Source organism: Candidatus Thiodiazotropha sp. AKAK2 (assembly GCF_058244685.1).
Genome location: NZ_JBSYOP010000001.1, coordinates 18,101 through 43,008, shown reverse-complemented (window position 1 = coordinate 43,008; position 24,908 = coordinate 18,101). Strand labels below are relative to the sequence as shown.

The window sequence follows — 24,908 nt, the reverse complement described above, 5'->3', positions numbered from 1 at the left end:
CAGTAGCTATGTCTATGAGCCTGATACAGATCGTGACAGGCCTGTGATTGATGCTTTACAGCAGCTGGCAGAAAAAGAGCCAACGTACGGCTTCGGATTAATGTTCGATACATTGAGGCGAGAAGGCAAACCCTGGAACCACAAACGGGTTTACCGCATCTACAAGCTGTTGAAGCTGAACATGCGGCGCAAAGGCAAGAAGCGATTACCCAGTCGCAATCCAAAGCCGCTGACAGTACCGAAACAAATCAACCAGTGCTGGTCGATGGACTTTATGAGTGATGCTCTGGCTTGTGGCAGACGATACAGGACATTCAATGTTGTTGATGATTTTAACCGCGAAGCTTTGGCCATTGAAATTGACTTAAATCTGCCAGCTCCCAGAGTGATACGTATTCTGGAGCGGGTAGCTGAACAACGAGGCTATCCGAAGAAAATCAGGCTGGATAATGGTCCTGAAATGACATCAGTTGCTCTGGCAGACTGGGCTGAGACACATGGAGTGACATTGGATTTTATCCAACCAGGGAAGCCAACTCAGAACTCGTTCATTGAGAGGTTCAACAGAACGTATCGGACTGAGGTATTGGATCTGTATCTGTTTAGCAGTCTGACTGAGGTTCGAGGTATCACTGAAAAATGGATCAGAAAATACAACGAAGAGCGGCCGCATCAGTCACTCGGTAAATTAACACCTGTCGAATACCGAAAGAAATATGAGCAGGAGAACTCTAATTTAGGCTGGCACTAAAATAGGTGGGTTTACATATGATTGACATAATCAGTGTTGCCATAAAAAAGAGTCTTAGACCGGTTACCGGTTCTGAAAAAAGTAAGATCCCAAGCAACGCCACGCCTGCGGTACCGATACCTGTCCATACAGCATAAGCTGTGCCGATCGGAATCGTCTGCATTGCCTTGGACAAACAGTAGAGCGACAACCCAGCCGCAATTGCAAAAAGCAGTGTAAACATTGGTTTGCTGAAACCGTCAGACAGCTTTAGGAACACGGCAAAAAAGACTTCCAGAACACCGGCTGCTAATAACCATACCCAGGCCATTGATCACTCCACGACTTGCAAAATATCCAACCACTGAACAACCAGCGTTTCATATCGGTGCATGATTTACAACCATCATCCAGGAACATTTTTTCGTAAGGCATCATATTGGTGCATTTTCCTCTGTCAGCAAAAAATCAGATTGGAAAATGCATTCAAATAGCGCATGAAAAAAAGCACAAAAACGACACTCATATCAATTCAGGCATCAATATGGTGCATTGCAAAATTAACTGTTCATTGTCTCCTTTTTTTACGTATGATGGGTCATGTCCTAACACACTATTGATACTGTTGCGTGACAAATATTTGGTTTTTTTCTGATTTGAAATCCAGCCATCAATCTATTTTTTAAACTGACCCAGTGGAGCACATCATGGCCACAATCTACTTCTCATCTCCAATCATGAGCAAAAACAAAAAAGTTTCTGCCGTCGTAGGCAAGCGGGATACCCTGCTTGCCGCTGCCAAGGAAAACAACGTAAAGATCCCATTCGAGTGCCAGGATGGAGAGTGCGGCTCATGCCTTATTAAAGTCACTCACCTCGATGGCGATCATATCAAAGGCGTCATGCTAACCGACAAGGAGAGAGAGGTACTCAAGTCAATTGGCAAACTCTCCAAGCAAGAGGAAGAGCGTGCTAATGTAAAAGATCTTCCACCAAGCTTCCGTCTGGCCTGCCAGACCGTCGTCACAGATGAAGACCTGCTCGTTCAGTTTACCGGTGAACCTGGTGGCGCTTAATCTTTTGAACGTGATCTAGAGCCTGTTACTGCCAACAAAAACCACACTGTAGAATTGAATCTTCAGTGTGGCCTTTTCGCTCAAAGAGATTTACCCAGACTCGGGAAAACTAAAATCTTCAGAAGAGATTTCAGAGCAACAACTCAACTCAATATATTGTCGTCAGCCATAGTACAGTCTACATCGCCTCATCGAATTCATCCCGATATCTTGCCACGCCACCACGCTTCGGTATCACCTCCCGATCGAACACTGCGATCATGAAGGCAGCATCCGGCACACCCTCCCATTGACTGCGAATCTGATATTTTGACGCGGGCTCGAAACCAAAGCGCGGATAGTAGTCAGGGTGCCCCAAGACAATCACAAATGGGCAACCGGCATCACGCAAATAATCTAGGCCATAACGGACAAGACGGGACCCAACCCCCTCTCTCTGGTGTGAAGGCAGCACCGACATTGGCGCCAATCCCATGCCAACTGCGGAGCAATCCTCTATGCCAGCCGGAGTAAATAAGATATGGCCGATTACAGAACTCTCTTCAACAGCAACAAATGATATGTAGTCCTGACAGGTAATTCGGAGTTTATCAACAAGCACGGCTTCCGGACCGTGATCAAATGCAATTGAATTCAGCTGGTGAATGGCCTCCCGGTCGTTGGCTTCTTCTTTGCGAATTTCTAGCATAACTGTATCGTTCTCGTTCATCGAGTGGACCTCAGAACGTGGAGATGTCAACCATCAGCCGACACCTCCACATGAGGTTTAGCATGGTGTCGCGATGATTCCCATCAGATCGCTATTTTCAACCAATGGTTTACCAGTAAGATCTCCTGCCAGCTCTGTAATTGCAAACCCTGAATTCCGCAGTTCCGTTTCTATCATTTGCGGCGTGTAGTGTTGGAACCAATTGTAAATCTGCCAGGTTTCATCAGGTTCGACAATAACGTAACGGTCCAGTGCCAAATGCTGTTCATCGTATAGATAAGATTTCTGAATCCCAACATAGTCACCTGCAGCCCAGAATCCACCCATCAATCGATCCTCAATGAGAGTAACTTCTTGCCGGCCATCCAACAGGCCCATCCCGGCAACATCGAGCACGATTTTACCACCAGGATTCAACATGCCACGCATCTTGCGTAACAGTATCGATCTCTGCTCAGGTGATAACACGCAGAGATCCGTATAGATCAGGGTGATGAGATCAAATCCTGAGGGTAATTGATCGACAACATAATCTGCTTGTAGATAGTCAACCACCCCACCCGAATTTGATTTGGCGTAGTTCAGAGAATATTCGGAGAAATCTATCCCCGTTACTTGTGCACCATGCTCAGAAAAACGTTTGGTGTAGAGCCCGGGCCCACAACCCAGATCGCATAATGTCTTGCCGGACAGTTCGATTTGCCCATTAATCCAGGTTACAACACGATCGATAACCTCGACACGCCTGGATGCAAGATCCGTTTCCTGGCTTAGATGATATTCGAGCATCTGTTCTGCAAGATGCTGTTTCGTCCAGAGTTGCTTCGCTGTAGAGCGAGAAAATGGGCTGGGATGCAGCGCAATGTCATGAATAAATTCGTACATAATAAAATCCTTCGAAGCCAATTGGCTTCATAATTCTTAGTTGGATATTTTGGATTCCGAGGGAAATGAATAGACGGCAGCGGGCAACTTTTGCTCAGCAAAAGCAGCTGCTCTTCCCCCGCATATGTAGATTAGGCATTCATAATGAGCGCATTCTATGCCAGAACAGACCATTAGTAAATACTAATATTATCTGGGTTTGCACTCGATGCTATCACAGCAGACTTTACTCGCAGGAATATCAACTTGATAAGCCCGAATCGAGCTTCTACCAAATTCTCTCCACTCTTTCTGTATTACATCGCATTCATACTGGATTGCACTATCCGGGTGGTTTTCGGAATGGATAGCAGGCAAACAGACCATAGGATTTCTGCTACATGTACAGACCATACAGGGGCGAACGACCGCACTATATGCTGTACGGACACGGGTTCTCGACCCCCTTGCCTCAGTACAACACATTGCATCTGCAGAGCTTGGTAGTGTGAGATCTCAACAGACTGTGGGGTTAGTTGCCCAGCATCACCCTTCTCAGGCTCGTAAGCAGAGTGTGTAGCTCGTGAATCCCAAGTGCAAAGGGAAATCGGTTAGCAAGCCAGATCAGCCCTGTGGCGTTTGTTCAATAAAGGATTCAAACTGATCCGATGGCATGGGCCGGGCAAATAGATACCCCTGACCCACCCGGCAGCCCTGTTGAATCAGGAATTGATGTTGTTCACCGGTTTCAATACCTTCTGCCAAGACATCCAGCAACAGATTGTTGGCCATGGCAATGATCGCTTTTGAAATGGCCACATCATTCAAGTCATCAGGGATATCAGAAATGAATGTCTTGTCGATCTTAAGGCGTGTAATCGGTAATTGTTTTAGATAATTCAAGGACGAATATCCGGTTCCGAAATCATCAACAGCAACTTTGACACCAAGCTTGCGCAGTTTTCTCAGAGTTTCACTGGTTACGCTTGTCGAACGCATCATGGTGGTTTCAGTGATTTCCAGTTCCAGGCAATCGGGTGAAAGACCGGTAGCTGTCAAAGTCTGCTCAATCTCTTCAAGCAGGTTGTTATGATCAAACTGCTTTCCGGACAAATTCACACTGATCGTCATGTCACTTCTCAAAATACCTGAATCCTGCCAGGCTTTCATTTGTTGGCAGGCTTCTTTCATGATCCACGCCCCCATTTCGTCGATGACTTCCGACTCTTCAGCCAAGGGGATGAACTTGTCGGGCGTCAACAACCCCAGATCCCGGTTTTGCCATCTCACCAATGCTTCAACGCCACAAATTTCTTTTGTAATCAGCTCAATTTGAGGCTGATAGTGGAGTATGAGTTCATTCTGCGATATCGCATTATGTAGACTGGAAGCCAGGAATACCCGCTCGAACGCTCTAGCCGTCAACTCCAGCGTGTAGTATTGAAAGGTATTCCGGCCCTCCTCCTTGGCCCGGTACATTGCCGTGTCCGCATTTCGAACCAGTTCATCAACCGAGTTCCCGTGGTCGGGATAGAGACTGATCCCGATACTGGCGCTCAGGTACAACTTATGATTTTGGATGGTAAAGGGCTTTTTGAATAAATTCAGCAGCTTTTTGGCAACCAATGCCGCGTTAGAGTCTTTCTTGATGTGGGTAAGAATCACCGTAAACTCATCACCACCCATGCGTGCAATGGTGTCATCCTCTCTGAACAAGGATTGAAATCGCTCTGCAACCTCTTTCAGCACAGCATCACCGGTTGCGTGGTTGAAGCTGTCGTTGACCTCTTTGAACCTGTCAAGATCGATAAACAATACGGCAAGCATCGACTCGTTTCTGTGCGCCACATGAATCGCCTGACTCAGGCGATCAGCAAACAGCAAACGATTGGGCAGCCCTGTGAGCGCATCATGTTGCGCCAGATGGGCATAGCTGAGTTGCCTTTCTTTCAGCTCATCCAGCAATTCAAGATGATCAGTGATGTCATGGGATGACTCAATGACACCCATAATTTCACCATCATCATCAAACAGCGGGCTGACTGAAACCTCATACTTCCGTTGTGTGCCAAACTCCGAAACATGATTGTGTACTACTTTGGTCGGCAAGCGGGTTTGCAGTACAATTTTAAGTGGGCAAGGGTAATCATCGCTATCACAAGGCCGATCCACCTGGTGGGAAATCTGATAACAGCAGGCGTGCTCCGGATCGATCTGCTGCATAGTGGCAATACGCTTGGCGGCTTCATTCATCCTGAGCAATTTGTAGTCGAGGCTGATCACCATAATCGGATTTTCCACGCCGTCGATCACATGTTGCAGAAAAGTCCGCTCATCGATCACCGCCTGTTCTGCTCGTCGCCGCTCGGTGGTGTCGATCAGATTCATCAGACAGTAAGCCTGATTCTCAATGTCCGCATGTACAATGGTATCGGCTCTCACATATCGGGTAATGCCATTCGATGTCGTCTTGAGGGCAAGGTCAGCCGTGACTTTCTGATCTGATGAGAATGCCTGACGCAGGTGATCGAACAACAAACGTCCCATCCCCGGGGCCAATTGCGTTGATAAGGGTTTACCCACGATTCGGGAGCGTTCCGCTCCGAACATAGCCGCTGCAGTTATGTTTAGGTTATTAATAATGCCGTTCTTATCGAGCGTCAAATAACCCACGGGAGCAAAATCATAGAGTTCAGCATATTGATCCCGTATATTTTCCAATTCCTTCTGGGATTCCATCAAGCCCCGATTCTGAATCTCAAGTTCAATTTTATGCAGCTGTAGATTGTGCAGCAGATAATCTGTATCTGTATCTTTTTCGGCACGCAGTAACCTTTCAGATTCACTGAGCATTCTTTCAAGATCGCTGTGGCTGAGGTTACTGTATCGACTCATCTGGCTGAAATACCTCGCTGATGATCAGTGGGCGACTCGCTCAATGGTTGATAGGGCATTCGGTTTTCCTTCATCATCCATGAGAGCCGTGGCAATCAGCCAAATCTGAACCACTTCCCCTGACTTGGTTATTCGTTCGAGTTGCATTGGTCGAAATTTTTCGCCCTCGCTAATATCCTCCAACATACTGATTAGATCTGACTGACCAGTATCCGGAACGAGCTGCTTGATATTCAGATCAAGGGCCTCTTGTTCTGTATAGCCGTAGAGACGCTCAGCTGCAGGGTTCCAGGCCTGTATATTGCCATGCAGATCCTGAACCGTAATGGCGTCATTCGAGTCCCTGACAACGGTGGCCAAACGTCTCTCCCTGGCAAGGGCCTGTTTGATCTGATCGAAATCCTTTATCGCACTGATATCGATGAAAATGATCACTGCGCCATCGATGCGGTTGTCCAGTGTCTTATAGGGGCGAATGCTGATTGCATACCAGACACCCGAATCACCCTGAACTTCAATTGACTTCGTGGCCATGGAATCAATCACATTCAGAACTACGGACTCCAGATCCGGTATATCGATATTCGGTTTGATATTGCCGATCGGCCTACCCAGATCCGCATCGATGAGATTGAGCAGCTTCTCCGCCGCCTGGGTGAATTGACGTATGCGCAGATCGGCACCGAGCATCAGGATCGGCAGATTGACACTGGCCAACAGATTGGTCAGATCATCATTGGTACGGGCCAGTTCATCATTGCGAGTCTCCAACTCTTCATTGACCGTGGACAACTCTTCATTTGCCGATTGCAACTCTTCCTTGGCGGTCTCCATCTCTTCATTGGTGCTCTGAAGTTCTTCGTTGGTTGATTGAATCTCCTCATTGGCTGAGCGCAACTCTTCGTTGGTACCTTCCTGTTCTTCGACGATCGACTGCATATACTCCCGGGTGGTAACCACTTCACGCTCCAGCTCGCTATTACGAGCAACCAGCGCTTCAAGGTTTTCTTTCTGCTCTCCTTCGGCTTCGTCTGTGACAATCTGCTCTTTCGATGACACTGTCACCGGTTCGAACATGACCAGCAGGTTTTCCTCATTGCGTATCGCACCACCCAGGGAGAGCACCTGAATATTCACACGTTGAGCTTCACCACAGACCTTCAGGCGAACATGCTCCTTGCGTACCTTGCCACCCTCTTTGATGACACTGTGAATGGCTGCTCGCAATTCGACTACAAGGTCGGGATGGGCGATCTTGTAGAGATTCAGGGAGGCAGCGCCATCCGATGGCTCAATATAGGGCCAGGTACGTCCAAGGAAACGGATGACCATTTGATCGGAATTGACAATGACGCCGGGAGGCACATAGGTTTCCAACAGTAACCGATCGGCCTCTCGTTCAAGATCGTAGACCAAAGTGAGATCATCGCCTCGTTCAGGTACCTCAATGGCTACCGGATTATGATTCTCACGAAACACAAAATCATTGTTCAGATGTGTGGCGACGGATTTCTTCTGATAGAGTTTCGCCTTTTTGTCCTGCATGGCAAACAGATCGGCCTGGCTACCGATGGTTTCAGATGTACCGAGCAGCAGAAATCCACCGGGTTGTAAGGCATAGTGGAATACCTGCAGGACTTTCTTCTGCAGTGTAGCGCCAAGATAGATCAGCAGATTTCGACAACTGATCAGATCGATGCGCGAGAATGGCGGATCCTTGATCACATTGTGGACGGCAAACACACACATATCACGCAACTGTTTGTTCACCTGATAGCCACCACTGACCTTGTGGAAGTAACGTTGCAGACGCACCTGGGAGACCTCGTCTTCGATCGTCTCAGGGTAGATGCCACTACGGGCCTTTTCGACGGCGCTTTCGTCAATGTCGCTGCCAAATATCTGGATTGGATAGTTGCCAGCCCGGTCACCAAGATATTCAATCAGTGTCATTGCGATGGAATAGGCTTCCTGACCCATAGAACAGCCTGGCACCCAGATGCGGATCGACGCATCCAACGGGCGGTTTTCCTGCAGTTTAGGATAGACCCTTGTTTTCAATGCATCGAAGCTTTCGGGATCACGCAAAAAGGCGGTGACATTGATCAATATATCCTGAAACAGGGCATCGATCTCTTGCGGATCCTGTTGCATCAACAAAATATACTCAGAAATCCGCTCTAACTTGTGCAATAGCATGCGCCGGTTGATACGACGTTTGACGGTAGTGGCCTTATAGTATGAAAAGTCGTTGCCAGTGCGTGCCCTTAGCAGAATGAATATTTTGTTCAGTTGTTCCTGGGTCGCTGTCAGCGTCTCCTCGGACTTGAGAAAGGTCTGACTGGGACGCAGGGCTGTGTGACTGACAATCCGCGCCAATTCATGGGCGATATCAACCGGATTCAAAACAAAATCGATGCAGCCAGCAGACACGGCGCTTGCCGGCATGCCATCGTATTCCGCACTGTCACTGTCCTGAGCAAAGGTGATTCCACCCGCCTCTTTGATGGCACGGCAACCCAGCGTGCCATCGGAAGCGGTTCCCGACAGCACCACACCAATGGCACTTGAACCGCGATCATCCGCCATGCTCTGAAAAAACAGGTCTGCCGGATTGTAGAGTCTTTTATCTTTGGGTATTGGCATTAAACTGAGGCTGTTGTGCAGCAGAGTCAATTGCATTCCCGGCGGTATCACATAAACATGATCCGGCTCGATGTTCATGCCGTCGGTAATCTCGAGCACAGGTAAGGGACAATCTTTGCCCAGTAATTCAGAAAGGATGGATTTGTGGTTGGGATCCAGATGCTGAATGAGTACGAAACCCATACCCATTTCGCCAGATAAGTTTGAGAGCAGAGCTTTGAAGGCCTTCAGACCACCCGCCGATCCGGCAATGCCTACAACAGGCACATCCTCTTGGTGTTCTTTGGTTTTACCAACCTTCGGCTTGCTCGGCGCCTTTTTTTTCCGAGCAGTGGTTGATGCGCCACGCTTTGATTGCTTGCTACTGGTCATTTATGGCTATCCCTTGAATACCGTTAAATGCATCAACGGCCTAATCTACCAGATATAAACATCCAGGTATCGGATAGGGTTACACCACAAAACCCACATAAACACTAATTAATATGCTGATATACCCCATGTTTTAATATTAGATAACACAACATAACCTGTCCATTAGGCCTGTATCCAGATCTATCAAACCGTCTAGACAAACAGCTGGCCTGAATAACACTCATCACTACAAACATCACCTAACTCACTGAGCAACGAAGGATTAACTCATGAAGGATTGGTTTGATACAAACATTTGCCGGAAGGATTTATCAAACTAAAAGTGACAATTGAAGTAAAGTACCAGCGCTTGTTTACACTAACCCAATCGGCCCTAGTGAACTGTGCAGACCATACAGGGATCGAATGATCGAACAATATGCTGTACCGATACCGGCTCCTGCTCCCCTACCCTGAGCTTGGCGCCCTGCAAGGCCAGCTCAAGCGCACCGGGTTGACCTTTTGCGTCCCGGGGTGAGAAATTCCAGGTAGTCGGCGCAACAATCTGATAGTTGAGAATGCGTCCATTGCGGATTTTTATCCAGTGTCCCAGACTGCCCCGTGCTGCTTCCACCAGACCAGCCCCCTGCGCCTCCTTTGGCATTGCCGCATGATCACAGAAGGGCTGCTTTGGCTGGATCTCTCTGACCCAGGACTCCATCAGTAACGTCACCCGGGCAATCTCCAACAATCTGGCAATTACCCGGTTCCTCACATTACCACCGCTTTGACTTACCAGATCTCTGATCAAGGGATGCCCGTCCACCTGCTGACGGGCCAGGGCACCAACCTCCACAACCTTGCCATCCAGCCTTGGGGCCTTACACCAGCTGTAGGCCTGTTCAATCTCTGCATCCGGCAGTGTGACGCCTTCAAAGGGGTGCTTGGGCGCTGTCTGATAGCCCATCCAACTGTGGCTGATATCTTCGGTGATCAGCTTGCTATCAAGGGGTTCGAGCTCTGTTTCCCAGACCCCCTGTGCAAAGCTGTTACGGCCATTGAGTTGATAGGCGCCGTAACTCATAAAGCGGTCTTCAGCCTGTCCCAGTTGATCCAACTCAAGCTGCCTGGCCACTTCAAGAAAGGCGCTGAAATCACTCCGATCCAGCGGATGCTCGACAGACCAGGCCTGCAGAGCATCGGCACTATCCAGTGAGACGATATTTTCCAGGCTGTCGCCGAACAGCTGGGATTCCAGAAACCGGCGGAAGCCGAACAGGATCGCCTGCAGCCTCGCCTTCTCCTGCATCTCGATCGAGCGACTTACCCCACCAGGCTGAATGGCCAGACTGTGGGGCCATTTGCCCGCCATCAGTCCCATCAGATGCATGAACTGGGCGCGCGCTGCCAGCATCTCTCTGGCTGCACTACCGGTCTGCGCGCGGAAGCGGTTGGCGATCAACTCATACCAAGGCTCATCGCGGTAAGTCTGCCGAGCAAAGTCGGGCATGAAAAAGAGATAGAAGTGGGTCAGGTGATCCGCCACATTCTCATTGGCCAGGATCAGATTGATGGCCAGGTCGCCGTTCGTCGGTATCGTGACGCCACTCAACTGGGCCAGAGCCCGCGCCGCCGCAACCGATTGGGATACCGAACAGATGCCGCATATTCTCGGTGTGTAGACCAGCGCATCAGCAGGCTCTTTACCCTGCAGGATCTGTTCGAAGCCACGGTAGAGTGAAGAGGAGACCTGGGCGGAAACCACCTGACCGGATTCAATCTCCAGCTCAACCTCCAGATCCCCCTCTACCCGATTGAACGGGCCCATGATGCGTCGAGTCACGTTTTCTCACCTGGCTTGCGGCTTGGTGGCACGCGGATATGATCGGCCACCGCATTCTCCTTCAGACGTTTCGGGGTGGCCGCTTTCGCCAGCGAGGCCAGCGCGACAAACCAGGCCTTGGGCATGTCGGTGGGCAGACCAACCGGTATCCCGGCGATCTTGGGCGTTTCGGTAAACGGGTGACCCGGCTCTTCGAAACCCGGTGCGGTGCAGTTGATGCAGGCATACCCGCCGCGCAGACAGGAACCCTCACCATTCCACAGGCGGGTATTGCAGTCCGCATGAGCCTGAGTACCGAGACAGCCCATATGCTCCATCATGCAACCCAGATCGGACGACTTCTCCGCACTCGCCTTGTATTCATAAAACTCATTGCGTGGACAACCGTGATGGACCAGGTGATCCGCATAGCTTCGTGGCCGTCCCACATGATCCAGGTGTTGCTGTTGCAGCTCCCCACAGGCCAGTTGCACCAGGGTTTCGCTGACCCAGTTGGGATGTACCGGGCAACCGGCGATGTTGATCACCGGCAGACCCGACTCGTCACTGAAGCTCTGACCCAGCAATCCCCCCTTCTCATGTTCATCGTACTGCAGACCACAGGACTCACTGGGATTGTTACCGGCAGCGGTAATACCACCATAGGCGGCACAACTGCCCACCGCGATCACATGCCCGGCAAGCTTGGCCAACCGCTCTATCCACTGCATCATCGGCTGGCCGGTTCCAGCAAAGCGATGAAATTTCCCACTGCCGTTGGGACCGCAAACCACAGAGCCTTCCAGACAGAGCAGATCCAGCCTGACCTCTCCATCGAGAATGTTCTGCAGCAACTCAATCAGTTCACTGCCACTGGCTTCACTCAGAGAGGGGTGCCAAAGCAGATTGATGCCGGCACTCTCCAGCAGGGTGAACAGATCCGGCCCCTCGGCACACAACAAAGATAGGCTGCATCCACCACAGCCGCCGGATTGCAGCCAGAGCAGATTGAGTGACGGCTGATCACTCATCGTCCACTCCATTCAACGGCAGCTGCAGGGTAAAGATAGCTCCCCCTTGTGGGTGGTTATCCGCTTGCAGATCACCCCCCATATCCCGTGCCAGGCCATAACTGATATAGAGCCCCAGACCGGTACCCTTGCCTACCGCCTTGGTGGTGAAAAACGGATCGAATATCTTTTTCAGATCCGCTTGCGGAATCCCCGGGCCAACATCCCTGACTGTGACTGAAACCCGGGATTGGACTTTGCTGCAGCCGATAACCAGCTTGGGATCCTGCTGCCCCTCCATCACATCGATGGCGTTTTGCAGCAGATTGATGAGGATCTGATGAACCTGTCCCTGGCGTCCGACGATCTGCAGATCATCGGGCAGATCACAGACGATATCCAGCTTCTCTCTGGCTGCCTTCACCACCCAGTGGACAGCGGTCTGGATGACCTGACTGAGATCGAAACGTTCCGGCTTCTCCTTCTGCACTCCGGAGTAGCGACGCAGATCGAGTACGATGTTGCTGATGCGCTCAGCCCCCTCCATGGTGCCATCGATCAACGGCCCCATATCGGACTCGATGCGATCGATACGAAAATCCTCCCGCAATTTCTGATTCAGTTCGGCAGGCAGTTGATCACCCACCGCCGACAGATAGCCATTGATCCGTTCACCATAACGTTTCAAGGCGTGCATGTTGCCGAACACCACACTGATCGGATTATTCAACTCATGGGCCACCCCGGCCACCAGACGCCCCAAAGAGGCCATCTTCTCCGAGTGGACCAACTGCTCCTGAGTCTGTTTCAGATCCCCATGGGCCTTATTGAGTTTCTCATAGGCTCGGCGCAACTCACCGACCGGTCTGCCGATCAACACCATCCCCATCAGACGCCCTTTTACGTCATAGCGGGATGAGCAGTTCATCGCCAGGGGCATCGAGCCTCCCTCCAGGGTTTGCAGATTGACTTCACAATCCATAATCGCATCACTGCCCAGTTTCTCGGCAAACTCACCTGCCAGGGGTTGCGACTCTTCACCGAACAGCTCGACAAAAGACCGATGCAACCATTCCACTTCCGGCTTACCGGTAAGATCCTCGAGCGCCTGGTTGACCTGCAGAATACGACCCTGCACATCACACACAACCAGCACCTCGGTCATCGACTCGAGTACGCTGCGAATAAACTGCTGGGCCTCTTCCAGTTCCGCGTTCTTCTGTTCCAACTCCACCTGGTAGTGGACCAGATCCGCATACACCTTATCCATTTTCTGGATCACATCGATCCAGGCGCTCTCCGTGGACTCGGAGAACTCGATCGGGGTGTCCATGCCGACCTTGTCGATCAGGCTGGGACTTGGAGATTCCTTGGTCTCTGTCATAACGGCTCCCTGTCAACCGATTACATCAGTCAGACCCTTGGTTGCTTCGGTATGGCTCTGCATCTTGATCGTTTATGCCTCAAATTACTCTGTTTTTTAGTCTTCTACGGTTGGCTATTACCCCACCATATCTTCATCATCGCGCAGCTGTTCGATCTTCTCCAGACCGTAACGCTCCAGTTTGCTGCGCAAACCGACTCTGGAGAGTCCCAGCTCTTTCGCCGCCTGACTCTTATTCCAGCGGTTACGGATCAGACACTCTTTGAGGATCCGCGCCTCCAGGGATTCGACCCGCTCCTTGAGGGTGCCGTTCAATCCATCCACCAGTTCGATATCCCCATCATCCGCTTCAGGGGTCGCTCTCAGCACCCGGGGTGAGAGCAGATCGGCACCGAGCAACTTACCCTCCCCCATCACCAGCATATGACGGATCTCATTCTGCAGCTCCCGAACATTGCCGGGCCAATGGTAGGCCTGCATACAGGCCAGGGTCTCATTGGTAAATCCTTCCACCCGTTTGCCCAGCTGCTTCATGGAGGATTCCAGAATACTGCTGGCGATCAGTGGAATATCCATCTTGCGATCACGCAAAGCGGGCAGCTGAATGGTCACGGTCGCCAACCGATAGTATAGATCCTCCCGAAAACGTCCCTCCCGGACCTCCTTCTCCAGATCCCGGTTGGTGGCCGCAATGATGCGTACATCGACCTGCCGGGTCTGACTGCTGCCGAGGGGACGGATCTCACCCTCCTGTAGCACCCGCAACAGTTTCACCTGAAAAGCCGCAGAGACCTCACCCACTTCATCGAGAAACACCGTGCCGCGGCTGGCCCGCTCAAACAGCCCGGCCCGATCCTCGACGGCACCGGTAAAGGCGCCCCGTTTGTACCCGAACAGCTCGCTCTCCAGCAGTTCATCGGGGAGCGCACCACAGTTCTCCACTACGAAGGGTTGCTGCCAACGGTTGCTGTTGTAGTGCAGCGCTCTGGCCGCCAACTCCTTACCGGTACCCGACTCACCGGTCAGTAGTACCGAGATATCGTAGGGGGATACCCGGCGGATCTTTTCACACACCTGGTTCATGCAACTCTGCGGACTGCGTACGATCTGATCGTCACAACTGTAGTCGTCCCGCAGTCGCTGACTCTTCTCATCCGCCATGGTCTGCAGCCGGCTGGGCGACATCTTCAGCTCTATGCTGAGGATCTCGTTCTTACGCTGCAGCTCAAACAGCTCGGCGGCATTTTTCAACAGCAGTATCAAACTGTCCGGATGCCAGGGTTTGGTGACGAACTGATAGATGCCCGCCTCATTCACCGCGCTGATGATATCCTCGGAATCGGTATAACCGGAGATGATCATGCGGATCACTTCGGGCCACTGTTCACGCACCTGCTTGAGAAACTCCACCCCGGTGATATCCGGCATGCGTTGATCACAGAGGATGATCTGTACCCACTGGCTCTGCAGAATGGCTCTTGCCTGCTCCACATTCTCTGCGGTCTGAATATCGAACTCATCCTCCAGAATCCGCTCCAGGGTCTCCAGGCTGCGGACCTCATCGTCCACAATCAAAACGGTTGGACGACTGCTCATGAGGCACACTTCCATTGGTTGTCGGTACGACGATGACGGGCAATCGTCAACGGAGTACGGGATTTGGCAATCTTGTGTACAAAGTTGTAACGGGCGATATGGTAGCTTGGATCAAAGCCGTAGAAATTACGTTTCATCTGCTCCAGTTCCTCCTCCCTGTATTGCGACAGGGCTTTTTGCAGCTCGTCCGCTGTGCGGCGGGCACGCTTATAATGTAGACGCTTGACAAACGCCGGGGCGGCGATCATCGCCTCAGCCAGTTTTCTGACCTGTGCCAGATAGGCGTCGCCACGCTGATCAATCACCCGATCCACCAACTGCAGTTCCGCTGCTTGGGCTGCGCCCATGGGCAGCCGGTTATGAATGATGGTCTGGGCATGCGCCTCACCCACATAGCGGGGTAACAGATAGCTCCAGTACTCCGATCCATAGAGATTGCCCATATCCTTGTAATGAGGATTGAGGATCACACCGTTCCGGGCCCAGACCTCATCAGCGGCTCGGGCGAGAAACACCCCACCGGCACCCGCATTGCCCTGCAGTGCCGCTATGGTCAGATGGGATTCTGTATTGATGATCTCCAAAGCCAGATCATCGATGGCGTTGATATTCTCCCAGGAGGCATCCGCCGCACTCTCGGCGGCCTCGATCAGATTGAGATGCATACCGTTCGACCAGTAGTCCGGACCACCGAGTAACACGATGGCCTGAGTATCACACTGTTTTGCCTCCCGGTAGGCTTCAAGCAGGGTACGGCACTGACCGCTGCTCATGGCACCGTTGTAAAAAGGAAAGTGGAGATAGCCAACCCCATCGGCCTCTTCATACCATACCTCCCGATAACCACTCTCTGCGGTTGGCCTGACTTCCGGCAGTTGCGTCAGCTGACCTGCCAGCAGTGTGCTGGCCGGCAGTTTGAAAGGGATCTCGCCGTCACTGAGCTTGAGGTGTCCGATCCAGACCGCCCCATCGATGGTGGCAATACAGATCGCAGGTCCGGATTTGGCGATCACCTCACCCGGTCTACCCTTCAGCTCGCGCTCAACTCTGGCATCGTAGAGATAACATGGGTGATCAAACAGGGAGTCTTTGACTCCGGGCACGCCATCACCGCTCTGCAGTTTACGCATTACCAGTTCTGTAGTGTCCTGTTGCCAATCGATCTGGCGCTGCTGCTGTGTCATCAACGGTTGCCACTGGCCAGAATCGGACTGTTTGAGTTGATCCTGGGGCAGCGGCTGGTAGTCGTCGGCTTGAAACCGCGCCACCGCAAGCAGCACCGCTTTCACCGCCGCCTCGGTGACTTCATTGCGATAGAGGCTCCCTTTGCTCGCCTGGCGCATGACAAATTCGCAACTGGCCCAGATATCGCCCCCGTCCATCTCACCATTGGCCTGGAGTACCGTGACACCCCAACGGGATCGACCCTGCAGAATGGCCCAATCCAGCGAAGATGGCCCCCGGTCTCCGGGAATCCCTGGATGCACCACCAGACAGGTATGCTGTTGCCAGATCGACTCAGGGATCGCCCGTTTCAGAAAGGGTGCAATGATCAAGTCGGGCGTGGCGAGCAGCACCGCCTCCCTGGCCACGCTGTCGTTGATATCGAACTCGACCGAGACCTGGTGACCCAGGGCCTCCAGTTCGACAAACAGCCGTTGAGTGAGGCTGTTGAAGGCGTGACTTAAAAACAGGATTCGCATATCAGGGCCTTTTTAGCAGATTCTGGGGAGCTGCTCGCCGCTAAGCCAATCGACCACCCGGCTGCCGCCAAACAGTGTCTCCATCTGCACAAAGTGGTGGGGATCTTCAATCACCCGTCCGATAACGGCACTCTCCCCACCCAGTGGATGGGCCCGCATCACCGGCAGCAGACGCTCAGCATCCGCCTCGGAACAGATACAGATCAGTTTGCCCTCATTGGCCACATAGAGGGGATCCAGTCCCAACAGCTCGCAGGCCGAGGCGACAGCGGGCTTGACCGGTATCTCCGCCTCGCTCAACTGCATGCCCACTTGTGATTGCTGGGCCAGCTCATTCAGAGTGGTGGCCAGACCACCCCGGGTTGGGTCGCGCAGAGAGTGGATATCCGGCGCCACCGCCACCATCTGTTCAACCAGGGTGTGGAGTGCGGCTGAGTCGGAGGTAATGGAGGTTTCAAACTCCAGGTTCTCCCGGCTCGACATGATGGTGACCCCATGATCACCCATGCTGCCGCTGACGATGATCAGATCCCCCGGCACGGCACGGTCACCGGAGATATCGATCCCCTGGGGCACCACCCCGATACCGGTGGTGGTGATGAATACACCATCCCCTTTGCCCTTCTCCACCACCTTGGTGTCGCCGGTCACAATCGGCACACCCGCTTCACTGGCGGCTCGACTCATGCTGATCACGATCCGTTCCAGATCGGCGAGGGGGAACCCCTCTTCCAGTATGAAACCGGCTGAGAGATAGGTGGGACGGGCACCGGACATGGCCACATCATTGATGGTGCCATGCACAGCCAGTGAGCCGATATCACCACCGGGAAAAAACAGCGGGGAGATCACATGACCATCCACACTCATCACCATGCGACCTGCCTGCACATCGAAGCTGGCCTGATCGTTGGCCTGGCGCAGCAGTTCATTATCGAGATGCTTCAGAAACAGCTCCTGAATCAACTGAGCCATCGCCCGACCGCCACTGCCATGGGTCATATCGACCTTCCCCTGACGGGTATCGAGACGCAGTGAAAAGGGTTTTAGCTGGGCATTCATATTGCCACCTTTATCGTATCTCTGTTCATGCGCTCTTTGCCTCCGGTTGACGAAAACGACCATAACTCCAGTAGGCGGCACAGGCCCCCTCCGACGAGACCATGCAGGAACCCATTGGATTGTCAGGGGTACAGACCACCCCGAACAGTTTGCAGTCGGTAGGACGCTTAGCCCCACGCAGGATCGCCGGACACTCGCACCCTTTGACCTCCTTTGCCGGACTGACCGGGATCTGAAATCGCTGCTCCGCATCGTACTCCTGGTAGTCCGCTTTGATTTTCAGCGCGCTGTAGGGCACCAGCCCCAAACCCCGCCACTCAAAACTGCGACGTAACTCGAACACTTCCGCAACCAGTCGCTGAGCTTTTTGATTCCCCTCACGGGTCACCACCCGGGTATATTCGTTCTCCACCTCATAGCGCCCTTGATTCAGTTGACGGATCAGCATCAGCGCCGACTGCATCACATCCAGTGGCTCGAAACCGGCGATCACCATCGGCCGTTGAAACTCTTCGGCAAAGAACTCATAGGGGCGACTGCCGATCACCGAGCTGACATGGGAGGGTCCGAAGAAGCCATGAATGGCCACCGAACCGATCTCTCTGACTTCGGGGGACTCCAGGATGTTCTGGATGGCGGCCGGTGTCAGCACATGATTACAGAACAGACTGAAGTTCTTCAGTCCTTCCTGCCTGGCCTGCTGCAGCGCTACCGCACTTGGGGGAGTGGTGGTCTCAAAGCCGATCGCCAGAAACACCACCTGCCGAGCGGGATTCTCCCGGGCGATGTTCAACGCATCCTGGGTGGAGTAGACCATCCTCACATCACCACCGGCCGCCTTCACCTTGATCAGACTGTTGCGACCGCTTGCCGGTACCCGCAGCAGATCCCCATAGGTGCAGAGAATCACATCCTCCGCTTCAACCAGATGGATGGCATTGTCGATACGCCCAACCGGCAGCACACACACCGGACAGCCAGGACCGTGGATAAAACGCACATTGCCCGGCATCAGGTCCTGCACCCCATAACGGAAAATTGCATGGGTATGACCACCGCAGAACTCCATCAGATGGTAGCTTCTGCCTGGATCAACCTCATCCCGGATGGCTGCTGCCAGCTGCTTGGCCAGCTTGTGCTGGCGAAACTCGTCGACATATTTCATGGGGTCACTCCGGCTTGTGCAAACAGTTCAAGGGTTCGCTGGGCCTCCTCCTCACTCACCTTGTTGAGGGCATAACCGACATGAATCAGTACGAAGTCACCCACAGTCACATTCTCCACCAGGGCCAGTGAAACCGCTTTCCTGACTTCACCCAGTTCCACTGTGGCGTTATCAGCCAGCTCATCGATAGCGACAACTTTTGCCGGTATGGCCAGACACATGTTTGTTCACTCCGTCTTTTAAGTGATACGAAAGAACCGCAACCGGACTACTTGGCGCGCTTTTTCGGATGACCGATCAGCGCTGTCTGCCGGGTGGAGAGCAGCCACTGATACCACTCGTCCATGCCTTCTCCGGTTTTGGCGGAGAGCTCCAGCACTCGAATCCGCGGATTGACCTGTTGGGCGTAGGCGATGCATTGCGCCACATCGAAATCCAGATAGGGCAGCAGATCGATTTTGTTCAACAGCATCAGGTCGGCGGCGTGAAACATATCCGGATACTTGATCGGTTTGTCCTCACCTTCGGTGACAGAGAGAATGGCTACTTTATGAGCCTCACCCAGATCGAAGGCAGCGGGACAGACCAGATTACCCACATTCTCGATGAACAGCAGACTGCCATCCTGCGGTTGCAGACTCTCCACCGCGTGCCCCACCATATGGCCATCCAGATGACAGCCTTTGCCGGTGTTGATCTGAATCGCCTTGGCGCCGGTGCTGCGAATGCGTTCCGCATCATTGGCGGTCTGCTGATCCCCTTCGATCACCGCAACACTGAATTCAGCCTGCATATCTTCAATGGTTCGGGAGAGCAGACTGGTTTTACCTGAGCCAGGGCTGGAGACCAGATTCAATACATGAATCCCATGCTCACTGAAGTATTGTCGGTTGGCCGCCGCATATTGATTGTTCTTGCCCAGGATATCCTGTTCGATCTGCACCATACGCGCCTGACTCATCCCCGGCGCATGGGCGTGTGCCGGTCCTTTTCCATAATCATGAGTATGCTCGTGGCCATGTTCATGACTAGGCTCGTGGTGATGATGCTGATGATCATCAATCGTTGTTTCACCTTCACCGCAACCGCAGACTGTGCACATGGCTCTTATCCTCTAAACATTAACTGCATTCACTGATGTCTGTTCCGACATCGCTTTGTTCATTGTGGATCGGTTATTCCACTTCCAGCTCTTTGACACGCATCTCATCCCCCCCGGTGACCTGCAACTGATAACTGCCGCAATCGGGGCAGGCATCGAATCTGGCTGCCACCTTCACCTGCTTTGAGCATGGCATGCACCAGGCCTCGCCGGGCACATCGATGATCTCCAGTTTGGCCCCATCCGCCAGGGTCTCTTTCATCACCACATCGAAGCCGAAGCGCATCGCCTCTTTCTCCACACCGGAGAGTTCACCGATCTCCAGCCAGACACGCTTAACCCTGCTGAAACCCTGACTGGCCGAACTCTCCTCGAGTATCTGCAACACCCCTTCACAGAGTGACATCTCATGCATCAGCGCAACTCCAGTTGAAAACCGACACAGGGGTCGACCGCACCGATCAGCAGTTGCGCCCGCTGCATCAGCTGCTTTTGATGTTTGGCCGAGAGGCTTTTCAGACCCTGACAGACCACACCACGGGGATGAAAATTCCACTCTGTGGGCGCCACGATCTGATATTGGCGGATCACACCATCCTGCTGCACGGCGCGATGGAAGAGACGTCCTCTGGCGGCTTCAACTTCACCCAATCCCTGCTGAGATAGTTCTGATTCATGCTGGCGTTCAATGGAATCCGATGTGCCTTTCAACCGACTTAGCTGCCGGGTCAGTTTTGCCGGTATGGATGCCAGCTCAAGCAGCCTGGCAACCAGACGTGGTATGACACCCTGCCCATACGGCCGCATCAACTGTTCGATCAATGGGTGACTCAACTGCCTGGTCAATGGCCCGGTCTCATAAATCTGCCCCTGCCAGTCGGGCGCTGCGATAAAGTCATCCGCATCAGTTTCCGACAAGCGTCGACATACTTTGCGGTGATCCAATGAAGGGAGCGGCTCAACTCCCCAGTCGCCCGAATCACTCTGTGTCTGATCGCGTAGATCTCTGAGTAGTGCAGCGGCAAGGGTGTCACACTTATCGAGCCAACGATTAAACGCCTGTTGATCCTCAAGCTGATACCACTCTGCCGGTGAGACAGCGAATATCTTCTCATGGCAGAGCTGGTCGATACGCTGAATGATCGACTCGATGGCTGCTGCATCGAAACTGATCGACGGCTGCAGGGTAAAGCTGTCACCCTGTTGAAAACAGGCCTGTCTCGCATCGCTCATCAGGGTTGCAAGGGTTGCCAGGTGATCACGACTCAAGGCTGTCTCTGAATGGCTGGACCAGTCGCTCATGATGCGCCACAGATGCTCCCTGGCGGTCTCCACATTGACCAGCATCTGCTCCAACAGTTGTATCCGCCAATCTGTCGTCATCCCGGTTGCCTGACGACAGGCCTTGACCGCGGCTGACGATTGGGCGGTTGCACAGATGCTGTAGAGCATGGGTATCATGGTCAACAACTCATCGACCGCTTTGCCATGAAATATTTTAGGCAGATTGAGTGGTCTGGTTGAGTTGATCACAACCTGATTTACCCGGTCATCCTGACACTGCAGCTCGATCCTGATTTCACCCTCGATACTCACTGCTCGCCATCCTGATGAATGGCGCCACGCAACAGATCACGACGACTCACGGGCTGCTGCAGACGTTCACTGATGGCGACTGAACGATCCGGTTCGGAACTTTCATCGGTTGTCGTTTCATCTTCTTCCGCTTCACCATGCCAACGACGATTGATCTCACTCTCACAAGTGGAGAGTCCATCCTGATTCTCCTCATTCATGATCGCCAGCATCACCTGTGTGGCGGTGGTGACTGCTGTCTGTTGATCACTGAACTCAAACATGGGGGAAAACAGTGAGCACATCTGATAGCGGCCTATACCCTCCTCTTCCCCCAGGATGAACTCATAGGGTCCGGAAGGAAACAGATGGGTCTGCTTGTCGCCGATCCGCTTCTCACGCCAGCTGTCCCCTTCATGGGGAATCAACATCAGGTTCATGAACCAGGGGGTGATCAATACCCCAAGACAGAGATCCTGCCATTGGCGAAATCCAACCGCTTCAACCTGCAAGGCGGGATTCAACAGCGGCAGACCCTGCATACGCTGCTGCTCAATATTACGAAACTGTACTTCCAGTCCTTCGATGATGTAGTCGGGGCAGATCATGCATCCTCCTGCAGCACCATGAACTCCCGCTTCTTACCATCGCAATTGGGACAGCTCCAGTGATCCGGCAGTTGCGAGAAGGGTGTACCCGGAGGTATCTGCCAATAGTCATCACCCTCAACGGGATCGTAGACATACCAGCAGATCTTACACTCCAGACGACTCCCATCCTGCAACTTCTCATTGTCACCGCCATAGGAACCGGCAAAGAAGTCCCTGTTCACAGATAGGCCTCCAATATCTCACTCAGTCGCTCTGCACTGTCCTGTATATCTTCATGGGCCGCTGCGGCCACCGCCGGTATTGCACCGATTTCGATGGTATTGAGAATATTCTTATCCTGTGAGTTGAAGTACTGCACCCACCAGACATTCTGCACCGCTGTACTGGTGATCCGGCAGTTACCATAACCCCGGGAGAGTATGGTGAGTGGCCCTTTGCCCAACACGCTGGTGAGAAACTCAATATCCGCTTCGGTTTGCGGCAGCAGGGTCAGGTTGATGATATGGTTTTCAGTTCCCGGTCTGTATTCAGCAACCTTGTCATTGATCTCTGCCAGCAAGGGAGGCGCATTGATCACCCCCTGCGGGATTGAGTCCCGTTGCTGCTCTACCCGATGAGCCGCCTGTTTGAATACATGCCGCAGACTTAACCTCGGTACGTAGGCCACTTCCACGGTATCTGCGGTCACTTCATCAGCATCATTGTAGTAGCGCACCCGCCAGAGACCGGCCATGACCGACTCCTGAATCTGCGCATGGGTATCCGTCGAATGGTAGACCATACTGACTTCACCCTCACCCAGCACCTGATCGATTAGCTGCTTGTTTGCTTTGTCCAGGTGATCGATATCGATGTATTCCGGTTTCACCTGCCTGGCCTTGGCCTGCTGTTTCAACGTCACATCCAGCTGTTTCAGGAGCGCCATGCCATCCTGCAGTTTGCTCATATCCTCCACATTCTGCAGGCTAGGCATACTGAAGGTGGACATCTCATCAGGCAGTTGCAGGATCTCCAGATCCGTCCCATCCTCTTCCGCGGGTTGTGAGCCGGGACCGCTGACTGTCACAGGACTATTGATTTCGTTCATACTGGCTACCCCGGTTTAGTGGCAGTGGGAATCCGCACTGACCACGGGAATATTGATCGGCTTGACTGTGGCAGGTTGGGCATTGAGAAGCCGTTCTATCTCTGCCAGATAGACATCCCAATCCTGCATCTTTGAAATCGCTCCCACATAGGCACCATCCTTGAGCATCACCAAGGATGGCCAACCATCGAAGGGAAAACGGGCGTGCAGTTGATGTTCGGCGGCACGATCCACAATGGCGACCTGAAAGCGTTCAGCGAAAGCATCCATCAACAGGGGTATCACCACCGCCACATCATTACTCTCGGGAAACTGCTGCGGGTTTTCAGTGAAAAACAGCAGTGTATGGCTCTGCTTAGCGGCAAAGCTTTCGAGCGAGTGCTCATCGACCAGAGGAACAGCCCGCTGTTCCATAAGTGCATTGATTAAAGCTGATGACATCGCCATCTCCTGTTATGTGTTATCTACGGCTTTGGCCTGAGATGTTCAGGCAGTTGTGGTGTTCTATCGACCAGATCCGCAAACAGATGGTCGAGCTCTGATTCACCGCTCAATGCCAGGTCGAGTGCCTGCAGTGCCTGGCTGATCTGTTCAGCGCGTTGCTCGCTCAGCACCTCTCTGGCACTGTTGAGAAACACCAACAACCAACTGCCTACCGGCTGATCACCCACCAGCAGGGTATCGACTCTGCGACTTTCACCCATCCCCCGACAGAGGGCTGTGGTGCCTTCTGTTGAGACCACCTGCATGGGAATCCCGATACACACTAGTCGCTCTCTCCCTGACGATACTTATCGAGATGGGCATCCACGTCGACGCTCACCGCACTGCCTTGTATATCGATCGGTCGATAGGCCACTTCAAAGGCATCCGATTGCAGCACCCTGGCGTCTCCCGCCCGGCAGGCCGTTTCGTTTGAAGGACGTTCCGCTTCATAGGTCTGCATATCGGATATCGCGCCCTGCACCAGCGTGTCGGGCATCATCGGCTGATCCCGAAGTTCGGCCTTAATGCCAAAATCCGCCAGATAGTTCAGAACAAGTTCAATGGCCGGCCCAATCTGTTCACGGACCTTCGGTCTCAAACTGCCACCGAAATCCTCCAACTCCTCAGGCTGAACCCCAACCAGCAGCAGATGCTGTGGGTAGTCACCCAGCATCTCCGCCATCGCCAGCACCTCCTGAAAACCGGTCTGATGCAGACTGACCTTCTTCGCGCCAAGGAACTTGGGCACCTGATCCCCTTCAACCCGCTTCAGGCTTCCACCCGGCAGGCCGTAATCCACCGCATCGAACACCACCAGCACCTCCGCCTCGCGGATGTGCTGTACCAGGTAGATACCCTGAGTACCCCCATCCATCAATCGCACATTGGCTGGAAACCGGTAGTTTCGCTGCAGGCTCTCCAGGGCGCGCACACCGAATCCCTCATCGGCCCAAAGTAGATTGCCGATACCGAGAATCAAGACTGAAGGTGTTTCGCTCATAGGTGGATCCTGTGATTGCGATTAGCGTTGT

At 52.8% G+C, this 24,908-nt stretch carries 24 protein-coding genes; 2 read left to right on the top strand and 22 right to left on the bottom strand.

Features of this window, described 5'->3' with window-relative positions; genetic code table 11:
- On the top strand, window positions 1-751 hold a 751-nt coding region (locus tag AC4IE8_RS00220; RefSeq protein ID WP_490790014.1), incomplete at its 5' end, for an IS3 family transposase.
- On the opposite strand, the gene AC4IE8_RS00215 is transcribed toward AC4IE8_RS00220, so the two are convergent.
- Window positions 732-1,061: a DMT family transporter gene (locus AC4IE8_RS00215; protein WP_490790013.1), complete on the bottom strand. Its 330-nt coding sequence runs from the start codon at window positions 1,059-1,061 to the stop codon at window positions 732-734. The genes AC4IE8_RS00220 and AC4IE8_RS00215 overlap by 20 nt on opposite strands.
- 376 nt (window positions 1,062-1,437) lie before the next feature.
- Here AC4IE8_RS00215 and AC4IE8_RS00210 point away from each other — a divergent pair, with 376 nt between their 5' ends.
- A complete protein-coding gene (locus AC4IE8_RS00210; protein ID WP_490790012.1) occupies window positions 1,438-1,806 on the top strand; it encodes a 2Fe-2S iron-sulfur cluster-binding protein in 369 nt (122 codons plus the stop codon).
- 178 nt (window positions 1,807-1,984) lie between these two features.
- Here the strand turns inward: AC4IE8_RS00210 and AC4IE8_RS00205 are convergent, their stop codons facing one another.
- The 21 genes from AC4IE8_RS00205 to AC4IE8_RS00105 form a co-directional block, all read right to left on the bottom strand.
- On the bottom strand, window positions 1,985-2,494 hold the full coding sequence (locus tag AC4IE8_RS00205) for a GNAT family N-acetyltransferase (RefSeq protein WP_069006823.1): 510 nt from the start codon (window positions 2,492-2,494) through the stop codon (window positions 1,985-1,987).
- A gap of 78 nt (window positions 2,495-2,572) precedes the next feature.
- The gene (locus AC4IE8_RS00200) at window positions 2,573-3,400 is read right to left on the bottom strand and encodes a class I SAM-dependent methyltransferase (protein WP_490790011.1); all 828 of its coding nucleotides are present in this window, start codon (window positions 3,398-3,400) and stop codon (window positions 2,573-2,575) included.
- Between the two features lie 603 nt (window positions 3,401-4,003).
- Window positions 4,004-6,274 (bottom strand): sensor domain-containing protein, encoded by a 2,271-nt coding sequence (locus tag AC4IE8_RS00195; protein WP_490790010.1) that lies wholly within the window; start codon window positions 6,272-6,274, stop codon window positions 4,004-4,006.
- A gap of 24 nt (window positions 6,275-6,298) precedes the next feature.
- Window positions 6,299-9,292 (bottom strand): CheR family methyltransferase, encoded by a 2,994-nt coding sequence (locus AC4IE8_RS00190; RefSeq protein WP_490790009.1) that lies wholly within the window; start codon window positions 9,290-9,292, stop codon window positions 6,299-6,301.
- Between the two features lie 376 nt (window positions 9,293-9,668).
- Window positions 9,669-11,117, bottom strand: coding sequence for a nickel-dependent hydrogenase large subunit (locus AC4IE8_RS00185; protein WP_490790008.1), 1,449 nt, complete (start codon window positions 11,115-11,117; stop codon window positions 9,669-9,671).
- Window positions 11,114-12,127, bottom strand: coding sequence for an NADH-quinone oxidoreductase subunit B family protein (locus AC4IE8_RS00180; RefSeq protein WP_490790007.1), 1,014 nt, complete (start codon window positions 12,125-12,127; stop codon window positions 11,114-11,116). The genes AC4IE8_RS00185 and AC4IE8_RS00180 overlap by 4 nt, the downstream gene beginning before the upstream one ends.
- Window positions 12,120-13,490 (bottom strand): PAS domain-containing sensor histidine kinase, encoded by a 1,371-nt coding sequence (locus AC4IE8_RS00175; protein WP_490790006.1) that lies wholly within the window; start codon window positions 13,488-13,490, stop codon window positions 12,120-12,122. Before AC4IE8_RS00175 ends, AC4IE8_RS00180 begins: the two co-directional genes overlap by 8 nt.
- A gap of 117 nt (window positions 13,491-13,607) precedes the next feature.
- A complete protein-coding gene (locus AC4IE8_RS00170) occupies window positions 13,608-15,086 on the bottom strand; it encodes a sigma-54-dependent transcriptional regulator (RefSeq protein ID WP_068992052.1) in 1,479 nt (492 codons plus the stop codon).
- Entirely contained in the window at window positions 15,083-16,789 is a 1,707-nt protein-coding gene (locus tag AC4IE8_RS00165; protein ID WP_490790005.1) for an enoyl-CoA hydratase-related protein, read from the bottom strand. The genes AC4IE8_RS00170 and AC4IE8_RS00165 overlap by 4 nt, the downstream gene beginning before the upstream one ends.
- 12 nt (window positions 16,790-16,801) lie before the next feature.
- Window positions 16,802-17,851: a hydrogenase expression/formation protein HypE gene (hypE, locus tag AC4IE8_RS00160; RefSeq protein ID WP_490790004.1), complete on the bottom strand. Its 1,050-nt coding sequence runs from the start codon at window positions 17,849-17,851 to the stop codon at window positions 16,802-16,804.
- Window positions 17,852-17,876: 25 nt separating this feature from the next.
- A complete protein-coding gene (hypD, locus tag AC4IE8_RS00155; protein ID WP_490790003.1) occupies window positions 17,877-19,016 on the bottom strand; it encodes a hydrogenase formation protein HypD in 1,140 nt (379 codons plus the stop codon).
- Entirely contained in the window at window positions 19,013-19,237 is a 225-nt protein-coding gene (locus tag AC4IE8_RS00150; RefSeq protein WP_069006774.1) for a HypC/HybG/HupF family hydrogenase formation chaperone, read from the bottom strand. Before AC4IE8_RS00150 ends, hypD begins: the two co-directional genes overlap by 4 nt.
- Before the next feature lie 47 nt (window positions 19,238-19,284).
- Complete coding sequence (hypB, locus tag AC4IE8_RS00145; protein ID WP_068992061.1) at window positions 19,285-20,118, bottom strand: hydrogenase nickel incorporation protein HypB; 834 nt, start codon at window positions 20,116-20,118, stop codon at window positions 19,285-19,287.
- A 73-nt stretch (window positions 20,119-20,191) separates the two neighbouring features.
- Window positions 20,192-20,533 (bottom strand): hydrogenase maturation nickel metallochaperone HypA, encoded by a 342-nt coding sequence (gene hypA, locus AC4IE8_RS00140; RefSeq protein WP_068992062.1) that lies wholly within the window; start codon window positions 20,531-20,533, stop codon window positions 20,192-20,194.
- The gene (locus tag AC4IE8_RS00135; protein WP_068992064.1) at window positions 20,533-21,714 is read right to left on the bottom strand and encodes a nickel-dependent hydrogenase large subunit; all 1,182 of its coding nucleotides are present in this window, start codon (window positions 21,712-21,714) and stop codon (window positions 20,533-20,535) included. The genes hypA and AC4IE8_RS00135 overlap by 1 nt, the downstream gene beginning before the upstream one ends.
- Window positions 21,711-22,301 carry a [NiFe]-hydrogenase assembly chaperone HybE gene (gene hybE / locus AC4IE8_RS00130; RefSeq protein ID WP_068992066.1) on the bottom strand — a complete coding sequence of 197 codons (591 nt, stop codon included), beginning with the start codon at window positions 22,299-22,301 and terminating at the stop codon, window positions 21,711-21,713. Before hybE ends, AC4IE8_RS00135 begins: the two co-directional genes overlap by 4 nt.
- A complete protein-coding gene (locus AC4IE8_RS00125) occupies window positions 22,298-22,525 on the bottom strand; it encodes a rubredoxin (RefSeq protein WP_068992069.1) in 228 nt (75 codons plus the stop codon). Before AC4IE8_RS00125 ends, hybE begins: the two co-directional genes overlap by 4 nt.
- The gene (locus tag AC4IE8_RS00120; RefSeq protein ID WP_068992072.1) at window positions 22,522-23,391 is read right to left on the bottom strand and encodes a hydrogenase expression/formation protein; all 870 of its coding nucleotides are present in this window, start codon (window positions 23,389-23,391) and stop codon (window positions 22,522-22,524) included. Before AC4IE8_RS00120 ends, AC4IE8_RS00125 begins: the two co-directional genes overlap by 4 nt.
- Before the next feature lie 15 nt (window positions 23,392-23,406).
- Entirely contained in the window at window positions 23,407-23,832 is a 426-nt protein-coding gene (locus tag AC4IE8_RS00115; protein WP_068992075.1) for a thioredoxin domain-containing protein, read from the bottom strand.
- Between the two features lie 23 nt (window positions 23,833-23,855).
- A complete protein-coding gene (locus AC4IE8_RS00110) occupies window positions 23,856-24,158 on the bottom strand; it encodes a HypC/HybG/HupF family hydrogenase formation chaperone (protein ID WP_068992078.1) in 303 nt (100 codons plus the stop codon).
- Window positions 24,158-24,877, bottom strand: a complete 720-nt coding sequence (locus AC4IE8_RS00105) for a HyaD/HybD family hydrogenase maturation endopeptidase (RefSeq protein WP_490790002.1) — start codon at window positions 24,875-24,877, stop codon at window positions 24,158-24,160. Before AC4IE8_RS00105 ends, AC4IE8_RS00110 begins: the two co-directional genes overlap by 1 nt.
- Between the last annotated feature and the right edge of the window lie 31 nt (window positions 24,878-24,908).